15 protein-coding genes are annotated in these 19,933 nt (G+C 43.9%); 3 read left to right on the forward strand and 12 right to left on the reverse strand.

Going from position 1 to position 19,933, the window contains the following annotated elements:
• Positions 1-83: 83 nt before the first annotated feature.
• The gene (locus strainIA91_RS05680; protein ID WP_400168151.1) at positions 84-5,672 is read left to right on the forward strand and encodes a lamin tail domain-containing protein; all 5,589 of its coding nucleotides are present in this window, start codon (positions 84-86) and stop codon (positions 5,670-5,672) included.
• 176 nt (positions 5,673-5,848) lie between these two features.
• Entirely contained in the window at positions 5,849-6,199 is a 351-nt protein-coding gene (locus strainIA91_RS05685) for a four helix bundle protein (protein ID WP_400168152.1), read from the forward strand.
• A 107-nt stretch (positions 6,200-6,306) separates the two neighbouring features.
• Here the strand turns inward: strainIA91_RS05685 and lpdA are convergent, their stop codons facing one another.
• Genes lpdA through strainIA91_RS05715 form a run of 6 tightly spaced genes read right to left on the reverse strand, consistent with a single transcriptional unit; the run spans position 6,307 to position 12,290 of the window.
• Positions 6,307-7,695, reverse strand: coding sequence for a dihydrolipoyl dehydrogenase (gene lpdA, locus strainIA91_RS05690; protein ID WP_400168153.1), 1,389 nt, complete (start codon positions 7,693-7,695; stop codon positions 6,307-6,309).
• A gap of 55 nt (positions 7,696-7,750) precedes the next feature.
• Complete coding sequence (locus strainIA91_RS05695; protein ID WP_400168154.1) at positions 7,751-9,004, reverse strand: pyruvate dehydrogenase complex dihydrolipoamide acetyltransferase; 1,254 nt, start codon at positions 9,002-9,004, stop codon at positions 7,751-7,753.
• Positions 9,005-9,991, reverse strand: coding sequence for a pyruvate dehydrogenase complex E1 component subunit beta (locus strainIA91_RS05700; RefSeq protein ID WP_400168155.1), 987 nt, complete (start codon positions 9,989-9,991; stop codon positions 9,005-9,007).
• A gap of 10 nt (positions 9,992-10,001) precedes the next feature.
• Complete coding sequence (pdhA, locus tag strainIA91_RS05705) at positions 10,002-10,994, reverse strand: pyruvate dehydrogenase (acetyl-transferring) E1 component subunit alpha (RefSeq protein ID WP_400168156.1); 993 nt, start codon at positions 10,992-10,994, stop codon at positions 10,002-10,004.
• A 20-nt stretch (positions 10,995-11,014) separates the two neighbouring features.
• Positions 11,015-11,452 (reverse strand): pyridoxamine 5'-phosphate oxidase family protein, encoded by a 438-nt coding sequence (locus strainIA91_RS05710; protein WP_400168157.1) that lies wholly within the window; start codon positions 11,450-11,452, stop codon positions 11,015-11,017.
• Positions 11,427-12,290: a biotin/lipoate A/B protein ligase family protein gene (locus strainIA91_RS05715; RefSeq protein ID WP_400168158.1), complete on the reverse strand. Its 864-nt coding sequence runs from the start codon at positions 12,288-12,290 to the stop codon at positions 11,427-11,429. The genes strainIA91_RS05710 and strainIA91_RS05715 overlap by 26 nt, the downstream gene beginning before the upstream one ends.
• A 47-nt stretch (positions 12,291-12,337) precedes the next feature.
• Between strainIA91_RS05715 and strainIA91_RS05720 the strand changes: the two genes are divergently transcribed.
• Positions 12,338-12,865 (forward strand): GNAT family N-acetyltransferase, encoded by a 528-nt coding sequence (locus strainIA91_RS05720; protein ID WP_400168159.1) that lies wholly within the window; start codon positions 12,338-12,340, stop codon positions 12,863-12,865.
• A 384-nt stretch (positions 12,866-13,249) separates the two neighbouring features.
• Here strainIA91_RS05720 and strainIA91_RS05725 read toward each other — a convergent pair whose 3' ends face one another.
• The 6 genes from strainIA91_RS05725 to strainIA91_RS05750 form a co-directional block, all read right to left on the reverse strand.
• On the reverse strand, positions 13,250-13,771 hold the full coding sequence (locus strainIA91_RS05725) for a methylated-DNA--[protein]-cysteine S-methyltransferase (RefSeq protein WP_400168160.1): 522 nt from the start codon (positions 13,769-13,771) through the stop codon (positions 13,250-13,252).
• Entirely contained in the window at positions 13,740-14,687 is a 948-nt protein-coding gene (locus strainIA91_RS05730) for a DMT family transporter (RefSeq protein ID WP_400168161.1), read from the reverse strand. The genes strainIA91_RS05725 and strainIA91_RS05730 overlap by 32 nt, the downstream gene beginning before the upstream one ends.
• A gap of 45 nt (positions 14,688-14,732) precedes the next feature.
• A complete protein-coding gene (gene secF / locus strainIA91_RS05735) occupies positions 14,733-15,626 on the reverse strand; it encodes a protein translocase subunit SecF (protein WP_400168162.1) in 894 nt (297 codons plus the stop codon).
• A gap of 16 nt (positions 15,627-15,642) precedes the next feature.
• The gene (gene secD, locus strainIA91_RS05740; protein WP_400168163.1) at positions 15,643-17,532 is read right to left on the reverse strand and encodes a protein translocase subunit SecD; all 1,890 of its coding nucleotides are present in this window, start codon (positions 17,530-17,532) and stop codon (positions 15,643-15,645) included.
• A gap of 127 nt (positions 17,533-17,659) precedes the next feature.
• Positions 17,660-18,883 carry an aminotransferase class I/II-fold pyridoxal phosphate-dependent enzyme gene (locus strainIA91_RS05745; RefSeq protein ID WP_400168243.1) on the reverse strand — a complete coding sequence of 408 codons (1,224 nt, stop codon included), beginning with the start codon at positions 18,881-18,883 and terminating at the stop codon, positions 17,660-17,662.
• A complete protein-coding gene (locus strainIA91_RS05750; RefSeq protein ID WP_400168164.1) occupies positions 18,874-19,851 on the reverse strand; it encodes an L-threonine 3-dehydrogenase in 978 nt (325 codons plus the stop codon). Before strainIA91_RS05750 ends, strainIA91_RS05745 begins: the two co-directional genes overlap by 10 nt.
• Positions 19,852-19,933 lie beyond the last annotated feature (82 nt).

Genomic DNA, 19,933 nt, shown 5'->3' on the forward strand with positions numbered 1-19,933 from the left:
GTTGATTTCATTCAGGACTTTCACGATGGCTCATATTTGATAAGTATAATCCATAAACAATCCAAAGAAGAAGGAGAAGTCTCATGAGAAAAGTGCTATTTCTCTTGTTGGCTTTTGCCGTAGTAGGATATGCGGCACAAGCTAACTTAGAAGGAGACGTGTTGCTTCTTCCGAATCCAACGCAGGACGCGGATTTTGCAGTATCCATTGATGATGGTTTTACCATTGGTGATAATGCAGGATCCCAGGTCCGCGATTTATGGGTCGGAAGCGACATCAACGGCAACGGCATATTGGAAGTCATTTTGGCGACCTATGACGGTGGCGGTGGTAAAGCATACGTCTATGATGTAATTGCGGATAATACCGTGGAACTTATTGGCGAATCGGATGCCTTTGGCCTGGGTGCAGGGACACTTCGAGACGCCAAATGGGGAGATCTTGATGGTAATGGTTCAGCTGAACTTATTATCAATATCAACTCTTCCGACGCTTCCACAGCAGGTATTTGGGTTTACGAATGGGATGCCACAGGTGATTCTTTACTGGATGGCTTTCACATTCAGGTAGATGATATTACTGGAAACCGCTGGTTATCCGAAAGCATGTATATTTCAGATGTTGACCAGGATGGAGTCCAGGAAATACTTGTCGGAAATAATGGACTGAGTACATTTGACAATGTTTACATTGGTTCCATTACTTCAGGTACCTTTGCAGCCGGTGATGCTGTATGGACAATTGAATTTCAACATGGAAAATCAAGTGAAACATTGCCATTTGGCGGATCAGCCTATGGTCCCGTAGTGGGCGATATGGATGGCGATGGAAATTTGGAAGCCCTCTTTTCCATCTGGGATCACGGTGCCCTGTTTATTGTAGAAGCAGATGGTCCGGATACTTATACGCCTCATGCCTATGTGCAGACCGATCTGGATCTCCGGGACGATTTTGCGTTTTATGATTTCCGGGTTGCCGATCTGGATCAGGACGGTCGTGATGAAGTCTATGTGTCCCTCTATGATGCAGGTGCTTTTAATGTTGTGACCTGTCCTGAAGGGACTGATTTATCCGCTTTGACCACGGCAAATGTCCACCCCATCGGATTGATGGGTTCCACCGGTGGATTTGGGCAGTCTTTTGGTGATCTGGATGGTAATGGTCATATGAATTACTATTCTACCAATGGCGGATCCACCATTTATAACTGGGAATTTAAAGGTGGCGATCCCACCGACTCCACGAACTGGGTCGCGGCTGAACCCATTACCAACGAACATTTTGACGGTATTATGCCCCTCCAGTATGCTGACGATCTGGATGGTGACGGATACGATGAAATTTATGTTGGAAACATGGGTACATCCGATCCCGCATTGGCGGTCGCCATTGAATTTGTACCCCCTGCTGTTTACTTCTCGGAATATATTGAGGGAAGCAGCAATAACAAGGCTCTGGAAATCTACAATAATAGTGACGAAACGGTCTATTTGGATAATTTTGCATTTCCAAATACCAATAATGGTGCAGATACACCGGGTGAACATGATTATTGGAATACCTTCCCTGAAGGTGCCACAATTGCTCCCGGAGATGTCTATATCATTGCACATCCTTCAGCAGTTCCAGAGATTCTGGACCAAGCTGATATGACTCACCTGTATCTCAGTAATGGTGATGATGGATTTGCCCTAGTATACGGAACAGAAGACAGTTACGTCATTCTGGACATTATCGGAGACTGGGGTGCAGATCCCGGTTCAGGTTGGGATGTGGCCGGTGTGACAAGTGCCACGGCAAACCATACTCTGGTCCGTAAAGAAACAGTGACGAACGGAAATCCGGACTGGGCAAGTTCTGCAGGGACCAATGCCGATGATTCCGAGTGGATTGTCTATCCTCAGGATACATTCCGCTATCTGGGATCCCGTGTATGGGTTGCCCCCGATCCCATCACTCTGAAAACCCGGTGGGAAATCGGAGTTGATGCATATTCATTCTTTGCCAATGATAACAATACTCGCGGTATGGCCATGGCACCCGATGGATCAAAAATCTATGTTCCAAGTAGAACTGGCGGAGCCAACATTTACATTATGGATCCGGCTACCGGTGATTCATTGGGTAAATTGGACATGACCGGTGTAACCGATGGTTATTATGGTATTGTCTTGACCAATGTTGCTGTGGATACAACGGGTATTATTTACGCGTGTAACCTGGCTAGTGGCGGTGATTTCAAAATCTATCGCTGGGCAGACGAAACATCTGCGCCGACTGTCGCTTATCAAGGTGCTATGACAAATCGGACCGGTGATTCTTTTGGAATCAAAGGATCTGCTGAAAATACGGTTATTTATGCCAGTGGTGCAGGAAATACAGCCATTGAAGTATTTACAACGACTGATGGCATTAGTTATACGCTCGGAACACCAATTACTGTTGCTGCCGGTTCTGCTGACGGTGGTATCGCTCCAACACCGGATGGTAATCTCTGGGTGAATGGATCAGGCGAAGAAGCTTCGCTGATCACTTCCAGCGGTACTGTCCTTGGAACCCTGTCTTCGGCAGTTGTATCTTCAGCATATCATCATATTGATTATCTTGAACTCTCAACAGGCGAAAAACTGGTAGCTCTGGCTGGCGGAAATGTAGACGGAACATCTGATCAGGCCCAGGTTTGGGATGTTTCAGTTGTTAATGATCCGTACCTGTATGGAAGTGGTGCATTAACAGGTACCTGGAATGCAAATCTGAATGCAACTGCTGCCGTCTATATGTATGAAGCCACTGAAGGTGATTTGCACGTTGCTCATATGGTCAGCAACAATGGAATCGCTTATTATACTGTCAAGAATGCACCGGTTGTACCAGGCCAGTATGATATTGCCGAAGAATTCAATGATGATTCGGATATTGCCAACTGGCGCTCCGATAACAGCGGTTGGACCAGCAGGGCTTTTGTGGACAGTACGCTGTTCCTGAGAGATGGTGGTTGGACCTTTGATGCCCGCCGTGATGTGGAAGCTGAAGCCAATACCTTCTTTAAAGCCACGGCCACGGTGAAAACCATCGGTTCTTTCAGTCAGTATGACAATCAATACCTCTATTTCGGTGTTGATGGACTCGGTGGAGACCAGGTATATCAGACCTCTTGTGTGTCTGATGATGGTTTTACAACATTTACCGTTATCGGTTATGCTGTGAATACATCCGGAACGCTCTTTATTGCCGGTCAAGGCGGTAGTGGAGCCGATACGGTCTATGTGGATTCTTATACATTCACGAATGATTTCATTCCTGAACTGGATCAGATCTCCACGATTGCCGAAGCCAAAGCCATTCCGGATGGACAAATGGCAGCCACAAAGGGTGTTGTGAATTGTGCATCCCTTGGTGCTCCGATTTTTATTCAGGATGACAATGCCGGACTCTCACTTTATGACTGGGATTTTATCAATGACGGTATCGTCAAGGAAGGCGATGAAATCTTGGTGATTGGTGAACGTTCCACCTATAACGGGCTGGTTCAGATTCAAAGTACAAATGAGAATTATGTTGTTCTCAGTGAAAACAATCCTGTAGAACCCATACTCATTACGGTACCCGATCTGGACAGTCGTCAGTATCAGGGAATGCTGGTTAAAGTGGAAGATGTGGATACAACCGCCGGTTTTGCCTGGCCTGAAGAAGGAAGTGATGCCACGATTACCCTGATGGATGCGGACAGTAATGAATTTGCTTTGCGTATCGATAAAGACGGGAATATCGATGGTTCACCGGAACCCAATCAATGGCCTCTGGATCTGATCGGGGTGGTTGGCGAGTACAAAGTACCACAGATTATGCCACGTTACAGAGAAGACTTCATTGACAACCAGGCTCCGGCTCCCTTCTTTGTCCTGAATCCTGTCGATGGGGATACAATCTCATCTCTGGATGATCCGGCATTTGTGGATGTGACCATTGAAGGCAAGACCGTTAAAACATTGTTCTTCAACTGGACCGAAGCAACGGATACCGATGCAGGTGACACTGTGACCTATGAAATCATGATTTCACCCGATGGTCCGGAAGAAGCAATGGTTACAGAAGATACACTCTATTATCTGCCTATTCCTGAGGACAGACCCTGGGATATGAACGGAACCTATGATGTGTACGTACAAGCCGTTGATCTGCTTGGCAATGCAACGATCAGTGATACTGTAACCGTGACATTTGAATTCAAGGCACCGCCGGAAGTTGAATTTGCCGATGTGGTCCTTGTAGATGGCGTTCCTGCCTACTACGCTGAATTCAATATGCCTATTGTTATGGACATTGCGAACTACACGTTGATTGACTGGGATACCGGAACAGCAATCGATCCTGCAACCATGGATTCAATAGCTCCCAACGCTATTATGCTGAATGCCTCTCTGGCCGAAGATCATTTTGTATCTCTGGCTTATGATGGTGTAGCCGCTGTGGCTGATGAAGCTGCAGAACCCATGACAATCAGCGATACAACAGATGCAAATGAAGTTCTGATTCCCTTCAGTGAAAACCATCCTGAAGATACGGAACATATCATTGAAACTTTTGAGGCCAATACAGGATCCTTCTGGGCGCCAACTGGCTCAGGATCTACATCTGGTCTTTTGACAACATCCACGTTCGCAGTCTCCGATGAAGCTGCCTTCAGAGGTGAAAAATCCGGTAAACTAACACTGCTCGATGATCCTGATAAGGAAGGTGGTTGGTATTTAAGGCTGTATCATCAGTTAACATACACAGCCCGGGCAGATGCCAAACTCATGCTTATGGTCAAGGGAACCAATGCCAATGTTGATATCCGTCTCTCCATTAAGGATACAGGATATGAACAGGGTCCATGGCAAACGGTCACCCTCTCTGAAAATGATTGGCAGATCGTTACATTTGACCTGCTCAATGATGAAGCTGAAGGCTGGATTACCGGTAACGGTGAGGTCGAAGGAAAGACCGTCCAGATCGAAGCCATTCACATGAGATGCAGTGAAGATGCGGATGTCACACTCTACGTGGATGAATTCATGGAACGTCGGCTTATTGATGTTTCCTTCAATGTTAACATGAAGAAATATGCAGAAGCCGGTGATTTTAGTATTGAGAATGATTTCGTGGACGTAGCAGGGTCTTTCAACAATTGGGAAGGTACCGAGATGAAAGATCCCAATGCCGATACAATCTATACGGCAGTCATTCCATTGAAACAGTTCTCAACCCATGAGTTCAAATTCCGTATCAACGGAAGCTGGGATACGTCTGAGTTTCCGGGTGGTGGACCCAACCGTGTTTATACTGTCGGTGATTCCGCGAATAATGTCGTGACCTACTGGTATAACAACGAAGTATATGTCGGTATTGTGGATAACCTCATTCCCGATGTATATGAACTGGGTCATAACTATCCGAACCCATTCAATCCCACAACTACCATTCCGCTGGCGCTGCCGGAAGCCGGAATGGTGAAACTGGTCCTGTATGATATCTCAGGTCGTATGGTTAAAGAAATCTACACTGGCGAACTGGATGCCGGTTACCATGATTTCAATTTCCATATCGGCAACCTGGCCAGCGGTATCTATATCTACCGTGTAAAGGTCAATGACTATCAGAAGGCTCATAAGATGACAATCCTGAAATAATCCTCGATTAAACAGGATAGAAAAAAAAAAGGGCGGTAAAACGCCCTTTTTTTTTAATTAAGAATTAAGAATTAAGAATGATGAATTGAATTAAGAATGATGAATGATGTTGATTGTATAATATATTGTATATTATATTATCTTGTTTTTTCCTTTTCCTTTTATTATAATTTATCATGAAGAAGAACATCATTGCAGATAAAACTTTTCATTTTTCTGTTGGAATTATGGATTATGTAAATGAATTAAAAGAAAATCAAAAAGAATATATCATATCAAATCAACTTTTACGATCGGGAACATCAATAGGTGCAAATATCAGTGAAGCGCAAAGTGCTGTATCAAAAAGGGATTTTAGCAATAAAATGATGATAGCCCTCAAGGAAGCAAACGAAACTCAGTATTGGTTGAAATTACTAAACGAAGCAAATGGTTCTTCACAAAAACTTCAAATATTAATAATCGAATGTGAAGAAATTATTAAAATCCTTCGATCAATAAATCTATCCATCAAAAAATCTCTCTAATTCTTCACACCATAAATCACAAACACACCAAATTCATCATTCATCATTCAATTCTTCATTCATCATTCAATTCATCATTCATCATTCATCATTCATCATTCATCATTTCAAATGTGTATTGCTTCACCAAGAATCCCCCTCGCCGCTTCCATCACAGCCTCCGATAATGTAGGATGGGCATGAATCATCGTAGCAATATCTTCCGGAAGGAGTTCGGCTTTTCGGGCCAGGAGAATTTCATGTATCAATTCTGTGGCATCTTTTCCGGCAATATGGGCACCTAAAATTTCATGAGTCTTTTCATGACAGACTAGTTTCACGAGTCCTTCGGATTCCTCGACAGCTACAGCCTTTCCCGCACCTCTGAAGGGAAAGACAAATATTTTGACAGGTAGTCCTGCTTCTTTTGCTTTTGCTTCCGTATATCCAAAACTGGCAACCTGAGGTTCAGTATAGACAGCTCCGGGAATAAGTGTAGAATCCACCCGTTTTTCATGCCCTTTCCCTGTCATGTGCTCTACGGCAATTTCTCCCTCCTTGGAAGCTACATGAGCCAAAAGGGGAGTGTTAATCACATCACCAATGGCATAAATACCCGGGACTGATGTCTCATAGTAATCACCGGTTTCAATGAAACCCTTGTCGGTTTTTATACCTATTTCCTCCAGCCCCAAATGATCCGAATTAGGCGTTCTGCCTACAGCCACCAGAATTTTTTCTACTTCAAGCTCTTCAGCTTTACCATCTTGATGCTCAAGCTTCACTTTGTAAATATTTTTTTTTCTATCTGAAACAGAGGCTTTGGTGGATGTGTAAACTTTGACTTTACTCTTTTTAAACGCCTTCAGAAGGATATCTGATACATCCTTATCTTCCTGAGGCAGGATTGACTCCAACATTTCTACCAGATAGACCTGGACGCCAAATGAGCTTAAAATATAGGCGAATTCCACACCGATGGCGCCGGCACCCACAATGAGTATACTTTTCGGCAATGATTTCAGACTTAAGGCACCTGTTGATGAGAGTATCCCTTCTTCATCAAATTCCAAACCGGGGATTACTTTAGGTCGAGAACCTGTGGCAATCAGGATATTTTTGGCTGTATATTCTTTTTCATCAACAGATACTTGATGTTGACCGCTTATTTTGGCTGTCCCTTTTATCAGTTCAATGGCATTCTTTTTGAGTAGAAACTCCACACCTTTAGACAGTTTGGTAGCAGCCAGACGTGATTTCTTGTAGACTTTTTCATAATCCAGATTTCCGGTATCAATGGAGACACCCATGTTTTCCAGATCTTTCAGATATGAAAATTTCTGAGCCTGGGAGATGAGTGACTTTGAAGGAATGCATCCCCAGTTCAAACACACACCACCGGGATTATCTTTCTCGATAACTGCCGTTTTCAGTCCCAGTTGAGATGCCCGGATGGCCGAAACGTAACCACCTGGACCGGCACCGATAATCAGAAGATCATAATTGTAATCAGTCATAGTCTATCCTCAATTTGTATGTGAAATTAGATTTCTTTACTATTTGGATCAAGCTTTAGGTTAAAGCCAGGGCCGGATCGTCAATGTAGGCTTTCAGGGTCTTCATAAAATCAGCCCCAGTAGCGCCGTCAATGACCCTGTGATCACAGGATAGGGTCATGGACATCATCGGCCGGATGATAATCTCATCGTTGATGACAACAGGCTTTTTTTCTATGGCACCTAAAGCGAGAATTGCCGATCCCGGAGGATTGATGATAGCTGTGAATTCTTCAATACCCCAGGCCCCCAGGTTGCTGATTGTGAAAGTGGCTCCCGTGTACTCTTCCGGAGAAAGTTTATTGTTCTTTGCTTTCTCGATAAGTCCTTGAAGTTCATGATCCACCTGAGCAATTTTTTTATATTCGACAGATTTTACCACTGGTGTAATCAGCCCGTCTTCCTGAGCCACTGCCAGCCCGATATGCACATTTCCAAAACGGATAAGAGCATCCGTATCCCACCCGGAATTCACTTCGGGATGTTTTTTCAACGCTTCCGACGAAAGTTTGATAAGCCAGGCATTCAGGGATGTTTTAGCATCAGGATGAGTTTCGTGATAGCGTTTTCGTGCTTCCATCAACCGGGTCATATCCACCTGGACCCTTAAATAAAAATGGGGAGCAGAGTATTTTGATTCGGAAAGACGCTTGGCAATGATCTGCCGTTTCTCACTTAAGGGAATCCGTTGATCTGAATTTTCTGAGGAGGGTGCATGCGTTATAGCAGATTTTTCCTGAGGTTTATAATTCTCCACATCCCGCTTCACTATCCGGTTTTGCGGTCCACTGCCTCTAATTTGCGAAAGATTGAGACCTCTCTCCTCAGCAATTTTCCGTGCCAGGGGAGATGCTTTGATTCGTGTTGTCGCTTCAGGTTGTGTGGTTTTTTGTGACTCAGGACTTTCTTCTTCAATATCTGGATCCGTTTTCTTTTCTGAAGCCGGCTCTTTTTCTTTCTCTTCTCTATTTGTATCCGGTTTGGATGATTTTTCTTTTTTAATTTCATCCAACAAAGGGGAGATATCCTCACCTTCTTCGCCAAAAATAGCAATAGGATCCCCAACCGATGCCTGTCCGCCTTCATTCACCAGAATTTTTAATAGGATTGCATCTTCCGGAGATTCATATTCCATGGTGGTTTTATCCGTTTCCACATCGCAAAGGATATCTCCTGTAGAAAAGGCATCTCCCTCTTTGACATGCCATGTATGAATAGTCCCTTTCTCCATTGTAGGGGAGAGGGCAATCATGAGTAATTTATCAGCCATTTAAGCCTCCCTGATATACATCACTTTTTGAACTGCCTGAACAATCTTATCCACCGATGGTTGAGCAGCCAACTCAAGGGTGTGGTTGTACGGCATGGGGACATCCTCGGAAGTCACCAACTCAACCGGAGCATCCAGAAAATCAAAAGCTTTATGTGAGATGATCCACCCAATGTGTGATGCCATACCGGCTACCGGCCAGGATTCATCCACAATCACAGCCCGGTTTGTTTTTTTCACTGTTTTGAGAATAGCTTCTTCGTCCAGAGGGCGAAGGGAACGTAAATCCAAAATATCTGCGTGGATTCCTTTTTTTTCCAGGACATCTGCAGCTTCTGTAACGATTTGAAGGGGTTTTCCAAAAGTGATGATCGAAACATCATCCCCCTCTTTTTTAAGATCGGCTTTACCAATCTCAATCAAATATTCCTCTTCCGGGACATCTCCTTCCCAGGCATATATCAGCTCCGCTTCCATGAAAACGACAGGATTGTCATCCCGGATTGCCGATTTCAGGAGTCCTTTGGCATCATAAGGAGTTGCCGGGGCCACAACTTTTAATCCCGGAAAATGGGCATAGATCGAAGCCAAAGCCTGTGAGTGTTGGGATGCCAGATATTCCGCCGGGCCATTGGGTCCGCGAAATACAATGGGGATATTAAACTGTCCACCGGACATGTACAGCATTTTGGCAGCATTGTTGAACACCTGATCCATGGCCTGAATGGAAAAATTGAAGGTCATCCACTCGACCACGGGACGCATTCCCGCCATGGCAGCGCCGATGGCCACCCCTGTAAAACCTTCCTCTGTGATGGGTGTATCAATCACCCTTTCTTCTCCAAATTCATCCAAAAGCCCCTTTGATACTTTGTATGCACCGTTATATTGTGCCACTTCCTCTCCGAGAAGGATGACATTTTTATCCCGATGCATTTCTTCTTCCAAAGCCTGGCGTAATGCTTCTCTGTATGTAATAACTGCCATATTACCTCCCTCAGACGAGGACATCCTCGTATAATAATTCCAAAGACGGTTCAGGACTCTTTTCTGCAAAATCTGCAGCAGCCTTCACCTGATCCTTGATTTTTTTATCCATCTTTTGAAATTCATCTTCAGTCAGTTTTTTTTCTTTTAATAGATGGTCTTTTAAAATGAGAATCGGATCCTGGTTTTTATATTCTTCCAGTTCTTCCTTTGTCCTGTATTTTGCCGGATCACTCATGGAGTGCCCTTTGTACCGATACGTTTTGATTTCCAGCAGGGTGGGGGTTCCTTCTTCTTTAGCCCTGTAAACTGCTTCACCTACTTCTCTGTGTACTTCCTGGACATCCATGCCGTTCACTTGTTTTCCGGGTATGCCATAAGATTGTCCCATGATGGAAAAATCGTCCACCGAACTGACGCGTCGGAAATCAGTTCCCATACCATACTGGTTGTTCTCACATATAAACACAACCGGCAGATTCCAGATTTTTGCCAGATTCAGGGTTTCATGAAACGAACCCTGATGTATCGCTCCATCACCGAAAAAACAAAGGACTACTCCATTTTCCTTATTGAATTTTATTTTCATAGCAGTCCCTGCTGCCAGTGGGATATGGGCACCAACGATACCATTACCTCCCATGAAATGTTTTTCCTTGTCGAAAAAGTGCATGGAACCACCCTTACCCCGGGAACACCCACTCTCTTTTCCGTAAAGCTCTGCCATGAGTCCTTTGATATCCATTCCACAGGCAATGGCATGTCCATGATCCCGGTAAGCGGTATATACATAATCTCTTTTCAGATCTAAATGTGCTATACTTCCCACAGCTACCGCTTCCTGGCCGATATATAGATGAAGAAATCCTCCGATCTTGCGAAGTCCATACGCCTGGGCTGCCCTCTCTTCAAATCGACGGATAAGAAGCATTTGCCCGAGCATGTGTTTCAAATCAGGGGTTTTCTTGGCTGTTTCCTGCTTTTTTGTTTTATCTGATGTCATGGATTCCTCCAAATAACCCTTTAAAAGGTCGCTTTTTCTTTTAAACAGTCCATGGGTTTGTAATAGGAAATTTCATCGATGGCTGTTTCAAGAACCACCATATCTTCTTCATTGTCACATAATTTCCAAAACACATCCAACCGGTCCGATATTTCTTCAAGGAGTTCGGAACGAAGCGATGCATTTTCAATAATCGTAGTTTCACCTTGTACATTCATAATTTCCCGAAGATCTCGACTCTGAATCATCCACTCAGTGTGTGGATTTTCTTCAATCTCGTGTTTTTTGGTGAATGTTTTGGATGTAACCGTGAAAATAAACCCCGGCCTTTTTCGTAAAACGATAGGACTCATCCAACGCGTATGAGGTCTGTTGTTCTCATCCACGGTCGTTAGCACTCCCGTTTTAACTTTGGAAATCATATCATCCAGCTTATTCAGAAATTCCTGCTTTTTCATGAATATCCTCCCTGTAATAAGGATTAGTGACATAATCTGTATTTAGTGACATCCAATCTCCAAAGCGCCACGTTGTGCTTTGGTGGAATTCTATTAGATTTACTAATTCTGCTGAATTGAGGATGGGCAATACAAGATTGGATTCAGCAAAATGAAAGTGATTCTTAAACTCGTTTATCAGCGTTTCGATCAACATTGGCGTTGTTAAGGCCGGATTCAATTGCTGTAAATTAATGACCTCAGCAGGATTTGAACGTGTGCTTTTAAGATCTGTTACAGTGTAGGGGGATGTGAGGGACGTTTTCATCTGATCCAGATCTGAATGGACAAGCAGGGTCCCATGATGAAGCACCATCCGGTTGCTCTGGCGAAAAGCAGATCCGGAGAATTTTTTTCCAGCTGCTGTAAGCGCCCATGTTGATGTGATCTTTATTTTCATATCCATTTTTTCAAATGCAAGACAAATGGATGAAAATATCTTATCCCGGTGATAAAGCTTTCTTGGCATGATGAATGAATAGTTCACATTCCCTGTGTCGTGATACACACTTCCGCCACCGGACCGGCGCCTGGCAAAAGAATATCTCAAAGGATCCGTTTCTATCCACGGGTTTTGATGTTTTCCTATTATGACCACAGGATCGTTGATATAAAAAAGAAATGCCGGGATTTGATGGGAAAACAGATAATCTTCCAAGGCCAAATGCTTATATGCAGATCCTTCCGAAATGTGTAAAAGAAACGGAGAATGTAGATCGCCTTTAATCATCGATTCTTGTATTCCTGGCTTTGCAGAATGTCTGTTTTTTTTGATTTCATCGTCATACATTTCATGCATTAAGAGATCGTATGAATAGAATTGTTACATGATCAGGATGGTGAAATATGAGAGATATTTTTCTGGAAGGTGAGAAAGTTATACTGACACCCATGGAAGAAGAAGATGCTGAATTTATCCGGATAATGGAGAATGATCCGGATGTGAGGTATGCCCTGTTTCTCTATAAACCCTTAACCCAAGAAAGTGCTGAAAAAAAAGTTCGGGAAATGATATCTTCACCTGACATTTTCATGTTTATGATCATGGAGAAAGAGTCCGGACAAAAGATTGGACAAACCGGCCTCGTCCGCATTGATTTTGTCAGCCGCGCTGCGGTGTTTTATATTGCAATTCATCATAAGGCCAGCCGTTCCAAGGGATTCGGGACAGAAGCTACGCGACTCATGGTTGACTATGCTTTTCATACCCTAAATTTGAACCGGATACAACTTCATGTAAATTCAGAAAATTTACCGGCAATCCATATATACAAAAAATTGGGCTTTGAGATAGAAGGAACCCTACGCCAGGCCATGTATCATGGCGGTAAATATTGTGACTTTTACGTAATGGGAAAAATAAGGGAGAGTTGAGAGTTGAGAGGGGAGAGTCGTGAGTTGGAGTTGTGAGTTATGAGTTTTGTTGAGAGAAAGAGCGAAGATGATTTTGATAGGCTATTTATATTTTTTAAAACAGATGATTTTTAAAAAAAACATCTCCAGGTTTCGAGTATTCAGTTAATTTCATTATTTTTATCTAAAACATTGAATATCAGTTTATAATATATGCTATCGGCAGATTAACTGGAAATTCCTCTTTCATTTACACATTAGAGTTTCAATAAATGAAAAATCTATTTACAATACTACCTTAGAACATGAACATTCCAAAATGGCACGACCTCCCGAGCTCAAACGAATAATCTTCAATAGAAGCAGAACGCCAACTCATAACTCACAACTCAACTTCACGACTCATCACTCATTACTCATCACTCTTTCCATATTTATTATCATCTGCTTCATGGCTGTTCCTCCGCCGTATTGTCCGGGGGTTCCATCTGCTTTGATAACACGGTGACAGGGTATAATGAAGGGAAGGGGGTTGTTTTTCATGGCACTGCCAACAGCACGGGCTGCACCGGGATACCCGGCCATGGATGCCAAATTTCCATAACTCACCGTATGGCCATATTTAACCCGCTTGTACAGCGTCTGATAAATAGTTTCCTGAAAGGGCGTTCCACTCAGTTTAAAAGGAAATGTAAAATCTTTCCGATGTCCTTCAAAAAATTCCCTTAACTCCTCTTCAGCCCATGCGAGGACTGGATGAGTTTGATAAAGGGGAAGCGGAAGATGATGTCTCTTGAGAAAATCTTTTAGAGCATTCTCATAGGACGTGATAAACAAAACCTTCCCATCGCAGGCGAGCAGGTAATGTTCGGGAATAGTCTTGTGTAAAAGTGTTTTAATGAGGAAACAATGCGTCTCTTCCGACATGAATGTATCTCCTGTATTTCAAATAATCGATGATAAAAATTCCCAGGAAAATAAGGATCATACCGATGTAGGACTGGGCATTTAAAGATTCGCTGTAAAACAAGACGCCAATGATTAGCGACACTATGGGGGTTAGATATGCGGAAAGGGAAAGCTTGGTCAGCTGCACATGTCTCATCAGCCAGAAAAAGGCAATCAGTGTGTAGCAGGAAGCAAAGACGGATAAATACCCCAGCACAAGCCAGAAACGAAAGTCTGATGGAACATGAAGGGGCGATTCAACAAAAAAGGAGGTCAATAATAATAGGATACCACCTAAAAGCATTCCCAGGGAATTCAGGACAAAGACATTGAGATGAATGCTGTTTTTGCGGACAAGGACACTGGGAAGAGCGGCAAAAACAACGGAAAAAACCATGGTAAAAAAAGCAATTGATGAAACACGTGCCTGAAGGATCACAGGATCAAAAAAGAGAATAAAAACACCCATAAATGAGATGAGTGTCCCTGCGATTTTCAGAAGTCCGGCCTTTTCTTCCTGAAGAAGAAGAACACTCAGAATGAGAACCATCACAGGATAAAGACTGAAAATAATAGAACACAGGCTGGAGGGTAAAAACTGCTGACTCCAAAAGACCAGGGCATTGGATAAGGCAATCAGGAAAAGTCCGTAATATAAAATTGATAAATAGTCTTTTTTTGTCAGAGTGATTTTTTTTAGTTGGTGAAGGGCGACAGGAAAGATCAGGACACCGGCTAAAAGGTATCGAAGGCCGGCAATATAAAAAGGTTTGGCCCCATCAAATGCCTGGGCATAATTTTCCAGTAAAAAACGGACGGAAGCCCAGCTGCTGCCCCAGATCAGGACGTTCAGGAAGAAGAGCACATAGTATAAGGGTCTGTTTTTTTGTTTCATAAAAAAAGGCTCCGGAAACCGGAGCCTGAATTTTTGGATAGAGTTTTATTTCTTTTTTATATCTTTTTGTCTCACTTTTTTATCCCAGATGATAAGAAGGGGAGAAGCCACAAAAGAAGAGGAATAGGTACCTACAATTATTCCAATCAACATGGCGATTGAAAAGCCGAATAACACCTCACCACCGAAGAGAACAAGTATCAATACCACAAGGAATGTGGTCAGGGATGTAATAACCGTTCGGGACAAACTTTCGTTAATACTCAGGTTGATGACATCGGGAAAAGCTTTATTTTTATGGGTAAGACGATTCTCTCGAATTCTGTCAAATACAACGATGGTATCGTTTAAAGAATATCCCACAATGGTCAGGAAGGCAGCCAAAACGGGCATGGAAATTTCCCATTGAAAAAGTGAGAAAAGCCCCAGTGTAATTAAAACATCATGAAACAATGCCAAGACTGCCCCTATGGCAAATTTAAGTTCAAAGCGGATGCTGATATAGACCAGAATCAGAAACAATGCAGCGAAAATAGCCCCAAAGGCTTTTCGCCGTAATTCTTCACCGATTTTTGGTCCTACAATTTCTGCCCGCCGGACTTCGAAGGTTTTTTCCTGGAGATCTTTTTGGATCATATTCTGAATTTCATCACCGGTCCCGATACTCAAAACCCGGATCATGTATTCATTGGGTCCGCTCCGTTGTATCTGGGGGGTACCCAGTTCAGGACTTTTCAGAAGCGACCGGATTTCACCAGCTGTGATAGGTTCTTCAAATTTTACCTGAATCAACGTTCCACCCCTGAAATCAATCCCGTAATTCAACCCCTGAAGTATAAAGCTCAGGAGTCCTGCAAGAATGAGCAAACCGGAAATCCAATACGCGTAGACGCGTTTTCCGACGATGTTGTAATGTGTGTTGACAAATATTTGAAACAAGGTATGACTCCTTTCCTTATATACTCAGTTTTTTCAGTGTCCGTCCATGGGTCACGGTTGTGAGGATTGTCTTGGAAATAAAGTAACCGGAAACGAAGTTGAAAATAATTCCCCAGAACAGAACCACTGCAAATCCCCGGATGGGACCGGTACCGAACTGCCAAAGCACGAGGGCAGCAATCAGGGTTGTCAGGTTTGCATCCAGAATGGTAATAATAGCCCGTGAATAGCCATTATCCACAGAAGCTTTCACCGTTTTTCCTTTTCTCAACTCCTCGCGGATTCTTTCAAAAATGAGCACATTCGCATCGACAGCCATACCCACGGTTAACACCAATCCGGCAATTCCCGGAAGGGTGAGGGTTGCCCGAAGGAGTGCGAGGACCGAAAGGACGAAAATGATATTAAGAACCAGTGTAACAAAAGCGACTATGCCAGAAGCCCGATAGTAAACCACGATAAACAGGACAACCAGCAGGAGACCGATCAGTGCACTCATTGTTCCTTTACGGATTGAATCAGCGCCCAAAGAGGGGCCGATTGTCCGTTTTTCAATAATATCCACTGGTGCCGGAAGAGCTCCGGCTTTCAGGCAGATTTCAATATCCTTGGCCTCTTCAATATTTGTCAGTCCTTCGATGACCGTTCTTCCGCCGGTAATCCGGTCTCGGATAACGGGAGCAATCTGAACTTTGTCATCCAGAACGATCGCAATCCGTTTACCCACATTGGCCCCTGTCATCCTTGACCATGTTTTGGCACCTTCGCTGTTCATGCTGACATTGACAATGGGTTGTCCCATATTGGATCCATCCATGCCACCCAGTGTTGCTTTGGCATCTGTGACCACTTCTCCGGTTAAACCGGCATCTCGGTTCACAAAATATAGCCTGTAAAATTCTTTTTGAGTCCCATCCTGTGTGGTGAATGTCTCAGGGGCATTGGACCACAGAATCCGGATATCGGCAGGGAGGACCCTTTGAACTTCAGGATTTTGTAATACCTGGTTGACGGCATAATAATTTTCTGCCGGGACACCGATATCATTCCCAAGGTTTCTTAAAAGGGCGCTGAAGGGCCTGTCTTCAAAAATTGTTTCATCAACCAGGGCTGTGGAATCGCCTTCAGTATCGGCCTGATCCTCGGTAAGACCGAATAATTCCTCAACAGAAACTTCCTTATCCTGGCTGACCCTGTCTTCGACTGTCGTTGTATCTTTTAAAGTCCCAGGATCAACTTTTTTCACAACGGCATCAATTCGTGATATAGCGTCCTGAACCACTTCAGGATCTTTAAGGAGGACGAATTCCAGTTGAGCTGTACTCTGAATCAGGTTGGTTGCACGTTCCGGATCGGTGACACCAGCCAGTTCGACAATAATCCGTCGATCGCCCTGGCGCTGAATCGTTGGTTCACTCACACCGAATTGGTCCACACGATTCCGGATAATCTCTTCCGCCCGAATCACCGCATCGGTGGCTTCCTTACGAAGGGATGCGACAATTTGAGGGTTTTCATCTCCTCTCCCGGGAAAATGCCGGGCCAGACGAAAATTTTGTGTGTTAGCCATTTCTTCCAGAATATCAAAATAATCACGGTCTGTCTGCCCTGTAAATTGCTCTTCGACCTGATTCATGAATTGATAGTAAGACTGGCTTTTATTCTGGGCGATATTTTGTGTTAATTGGGATACATTGACTTCCAAAACCAGGTGCATTCCGCCCTGTAGATCCAATCCCCTACGGATGATCCGCTCCTGGATGGGTTCCAGATCGCCTTGCATGCGAAGTTCTTCTTTCCGCTCTTCAGACATCATTTCATAACGTAAGGTTGGAATCAGCTGCCAGGCAGCCCAAACCAGAAGAACACCAATGATGACATAGTTCAACATGAATTTTTTCTGCATTCTGTATCTTACCTCCTAAGTGCCGCAGGGACTTTGTTTCGTTTAAAGCAAGCGAATTTAACCTGTCACAGGGTGAAATTCAATCCCAAAAGAGAGATATGAAAAAGCTCAGTGAGCTTATATTCATTCAGGATTCGAATTTGGCCAGAACCGACAAAACTGCTTCGATATCCTTTTCAGTGTGTTCAGCGGATATCTGGAAACGGATTTCTTCATCTCCTTTGGGAACTACCGGAAAATTAAGTCCCGTTGCAAGTACACCTTCCTTGTGAAGCCAGCGGGTTAAACGTCCGGTTTTTTCTGTATTCCGAACCATGAGGGGTACGATGGGGTGCGGCCCGGGAATCGTTTCATAGCCGGCACCGGTAAGGCCGGATTCAAATCGGCGGGTCAATTCACCCAGATGCTTGAGAATTTTTTTCCCTTCCGGTGAATCAACAATGCTCAGAGCTGTTTCTGCTGCAGCTGCCTCGGGAACCGTAATAGGATTTGAATAGATATACATGGGGGCCGTTTCCCGGAGATAACGGATCAGGGTTTTGTCTCCTGCTACATATCCTCCGTTTACACCGAATGCCTTGCCCAAAGTCCCGATAAGGATATCTACCTGGGTTTTGGTGTATTCTTCCGTTCCCCGGCCTGTATCCCCAAAAGCACCAACACCATGGGAATCATCCATGATACTGATCACACCTTCTTCAAAATAGTCATTATATGTGTGGCAAAGAGAGACCAGCTCATGCAAAGGCGCATAATCTCCACGCATACTGAAAATACCATCTGTTACCACCAATACCCGTTTCCCTTTTCCAACAGAGGATTTCAGTTTACTGTGAAGATCATCCATATCGTTATGATGGTAAATGTATTTTTCCGCGGGGCGGGAAAGACGGATCGCGTGAATGATACAATTATGATTCAATTCATCACTGATCACAATTGTCTCTGGTGTGATCAGCGGATAGATAACGCCCATACTGGTAACATAGGCGGAACTGAATAACATAGCTGCCTGTTTCCGGTGAAATTGGGCGATCCGGTTTTCCAGGGAGATATGATGTTTGAAAGTACCGCTGATAAACCGGACAGCACCTGGTCCGCTTCCGAATATCCTGGCTGCTTCTTCTTCAGCTTCTATCACTTTTGGATGACGGGATAATCCCAGATATGAATTGGAATTCATCCGGATAAAGGGTTTATTTTCATCCCCCAGGATAAAATACCGGGGTCCATACCCGTTTTTTCCTTCTTCAATTTGGTGAATGACCATCTCATGTCCTTTGACGGTTCCCTTTTTTTCAAGATCGTCAATCACCTGCTGTAAAGGATATTCATATTTTTTCATGATGATATCTCCTTATGATGCCTTTGCCTTTTCTTGAGCGTTTTAAGCATATCGTCCGTCATTTTGGATAGATCGTATTCATGTTTCCAGCCCCATTCCTGACGGGCGGCACGATCATCCATATAATCCGGCCAGCTGTCTGCAATAGCCTGTTTTGCCGGATCCGGCTTGCAGACCATCTGGAAATCAGGAATGTGCTTTTGAATTTCAGCTTTTAACTCACGGGGGCTAAAACTCATGGCCGATACATTATAGGCATTACGATGCACCAGCTTGTCCGGATCTGCTTCCATCACTTCAATTGCTGCCCGGACAGCATCGGGCATGTACATCATGTCCAGGTAAGTATCTTCTTTCAGATAACAGGTATACCGCCCCTCTTCCAAAGCCTTATAGAAGATCTCGACTGCATAATCCGTCGTCCCTCCGCCCGGTTGAGTCACGTTTGAAATGATCCCCGGATAGCGAAGCCCCCGGGCGTCCACACCATACTTTTTAAAATAATAATCCCCCAGCATTTCTCCGCACACTTTGGTAATACCGTAGATGGTTGTTGGCCGCATAAGGGTATCCTGTGGTGTGTTTTTTTTGGGTGTAGAGGGACCGAAAGCACCGATTGAACTGGGAATAAAAACTGATAAATGCAGTTCACGGGCAATTTCAAGGACATTCATCAGGCTTCCTACATTGATGTTCCATGCCATCAATGGTTTGTGTTCACCTACAGCCGATAAAAGGGCAACGAGGTGATAAACACGTGTTATTTTGTACTTGATAATGACTTCGATTAAACGGTGTTCATCCATGCAATCCAGAATTTCAAAGGGGCCTTCATTCAGAACCTGTTCACAAATGTCGGGTTTAATATCTGATGCAACTACATGCTCCGAACCATACACTCTTCGTAAGGCCGGAGTCAGTTCGGAACCAATTTGACCACCGGCACCGATTACCAGTATGCGCGTTTTTTTCATGCTTCTCTCCCAAAATAGATTAATCACATTCCATTATGGACAAATCTGTTGTTTGCTATGCCTCACTTTCTTTCATGGTTAA

This window comes from Candidatus Neomarinimicrobiota bacterium (assembly GCA_041154365.1).
Lineage (GTDB): Bacteria > Fidelibacterota > Fidelibacteria > Fidelibacterales > Fidelibacteraceae > Fidelibacter > Fidelibacter multiformis.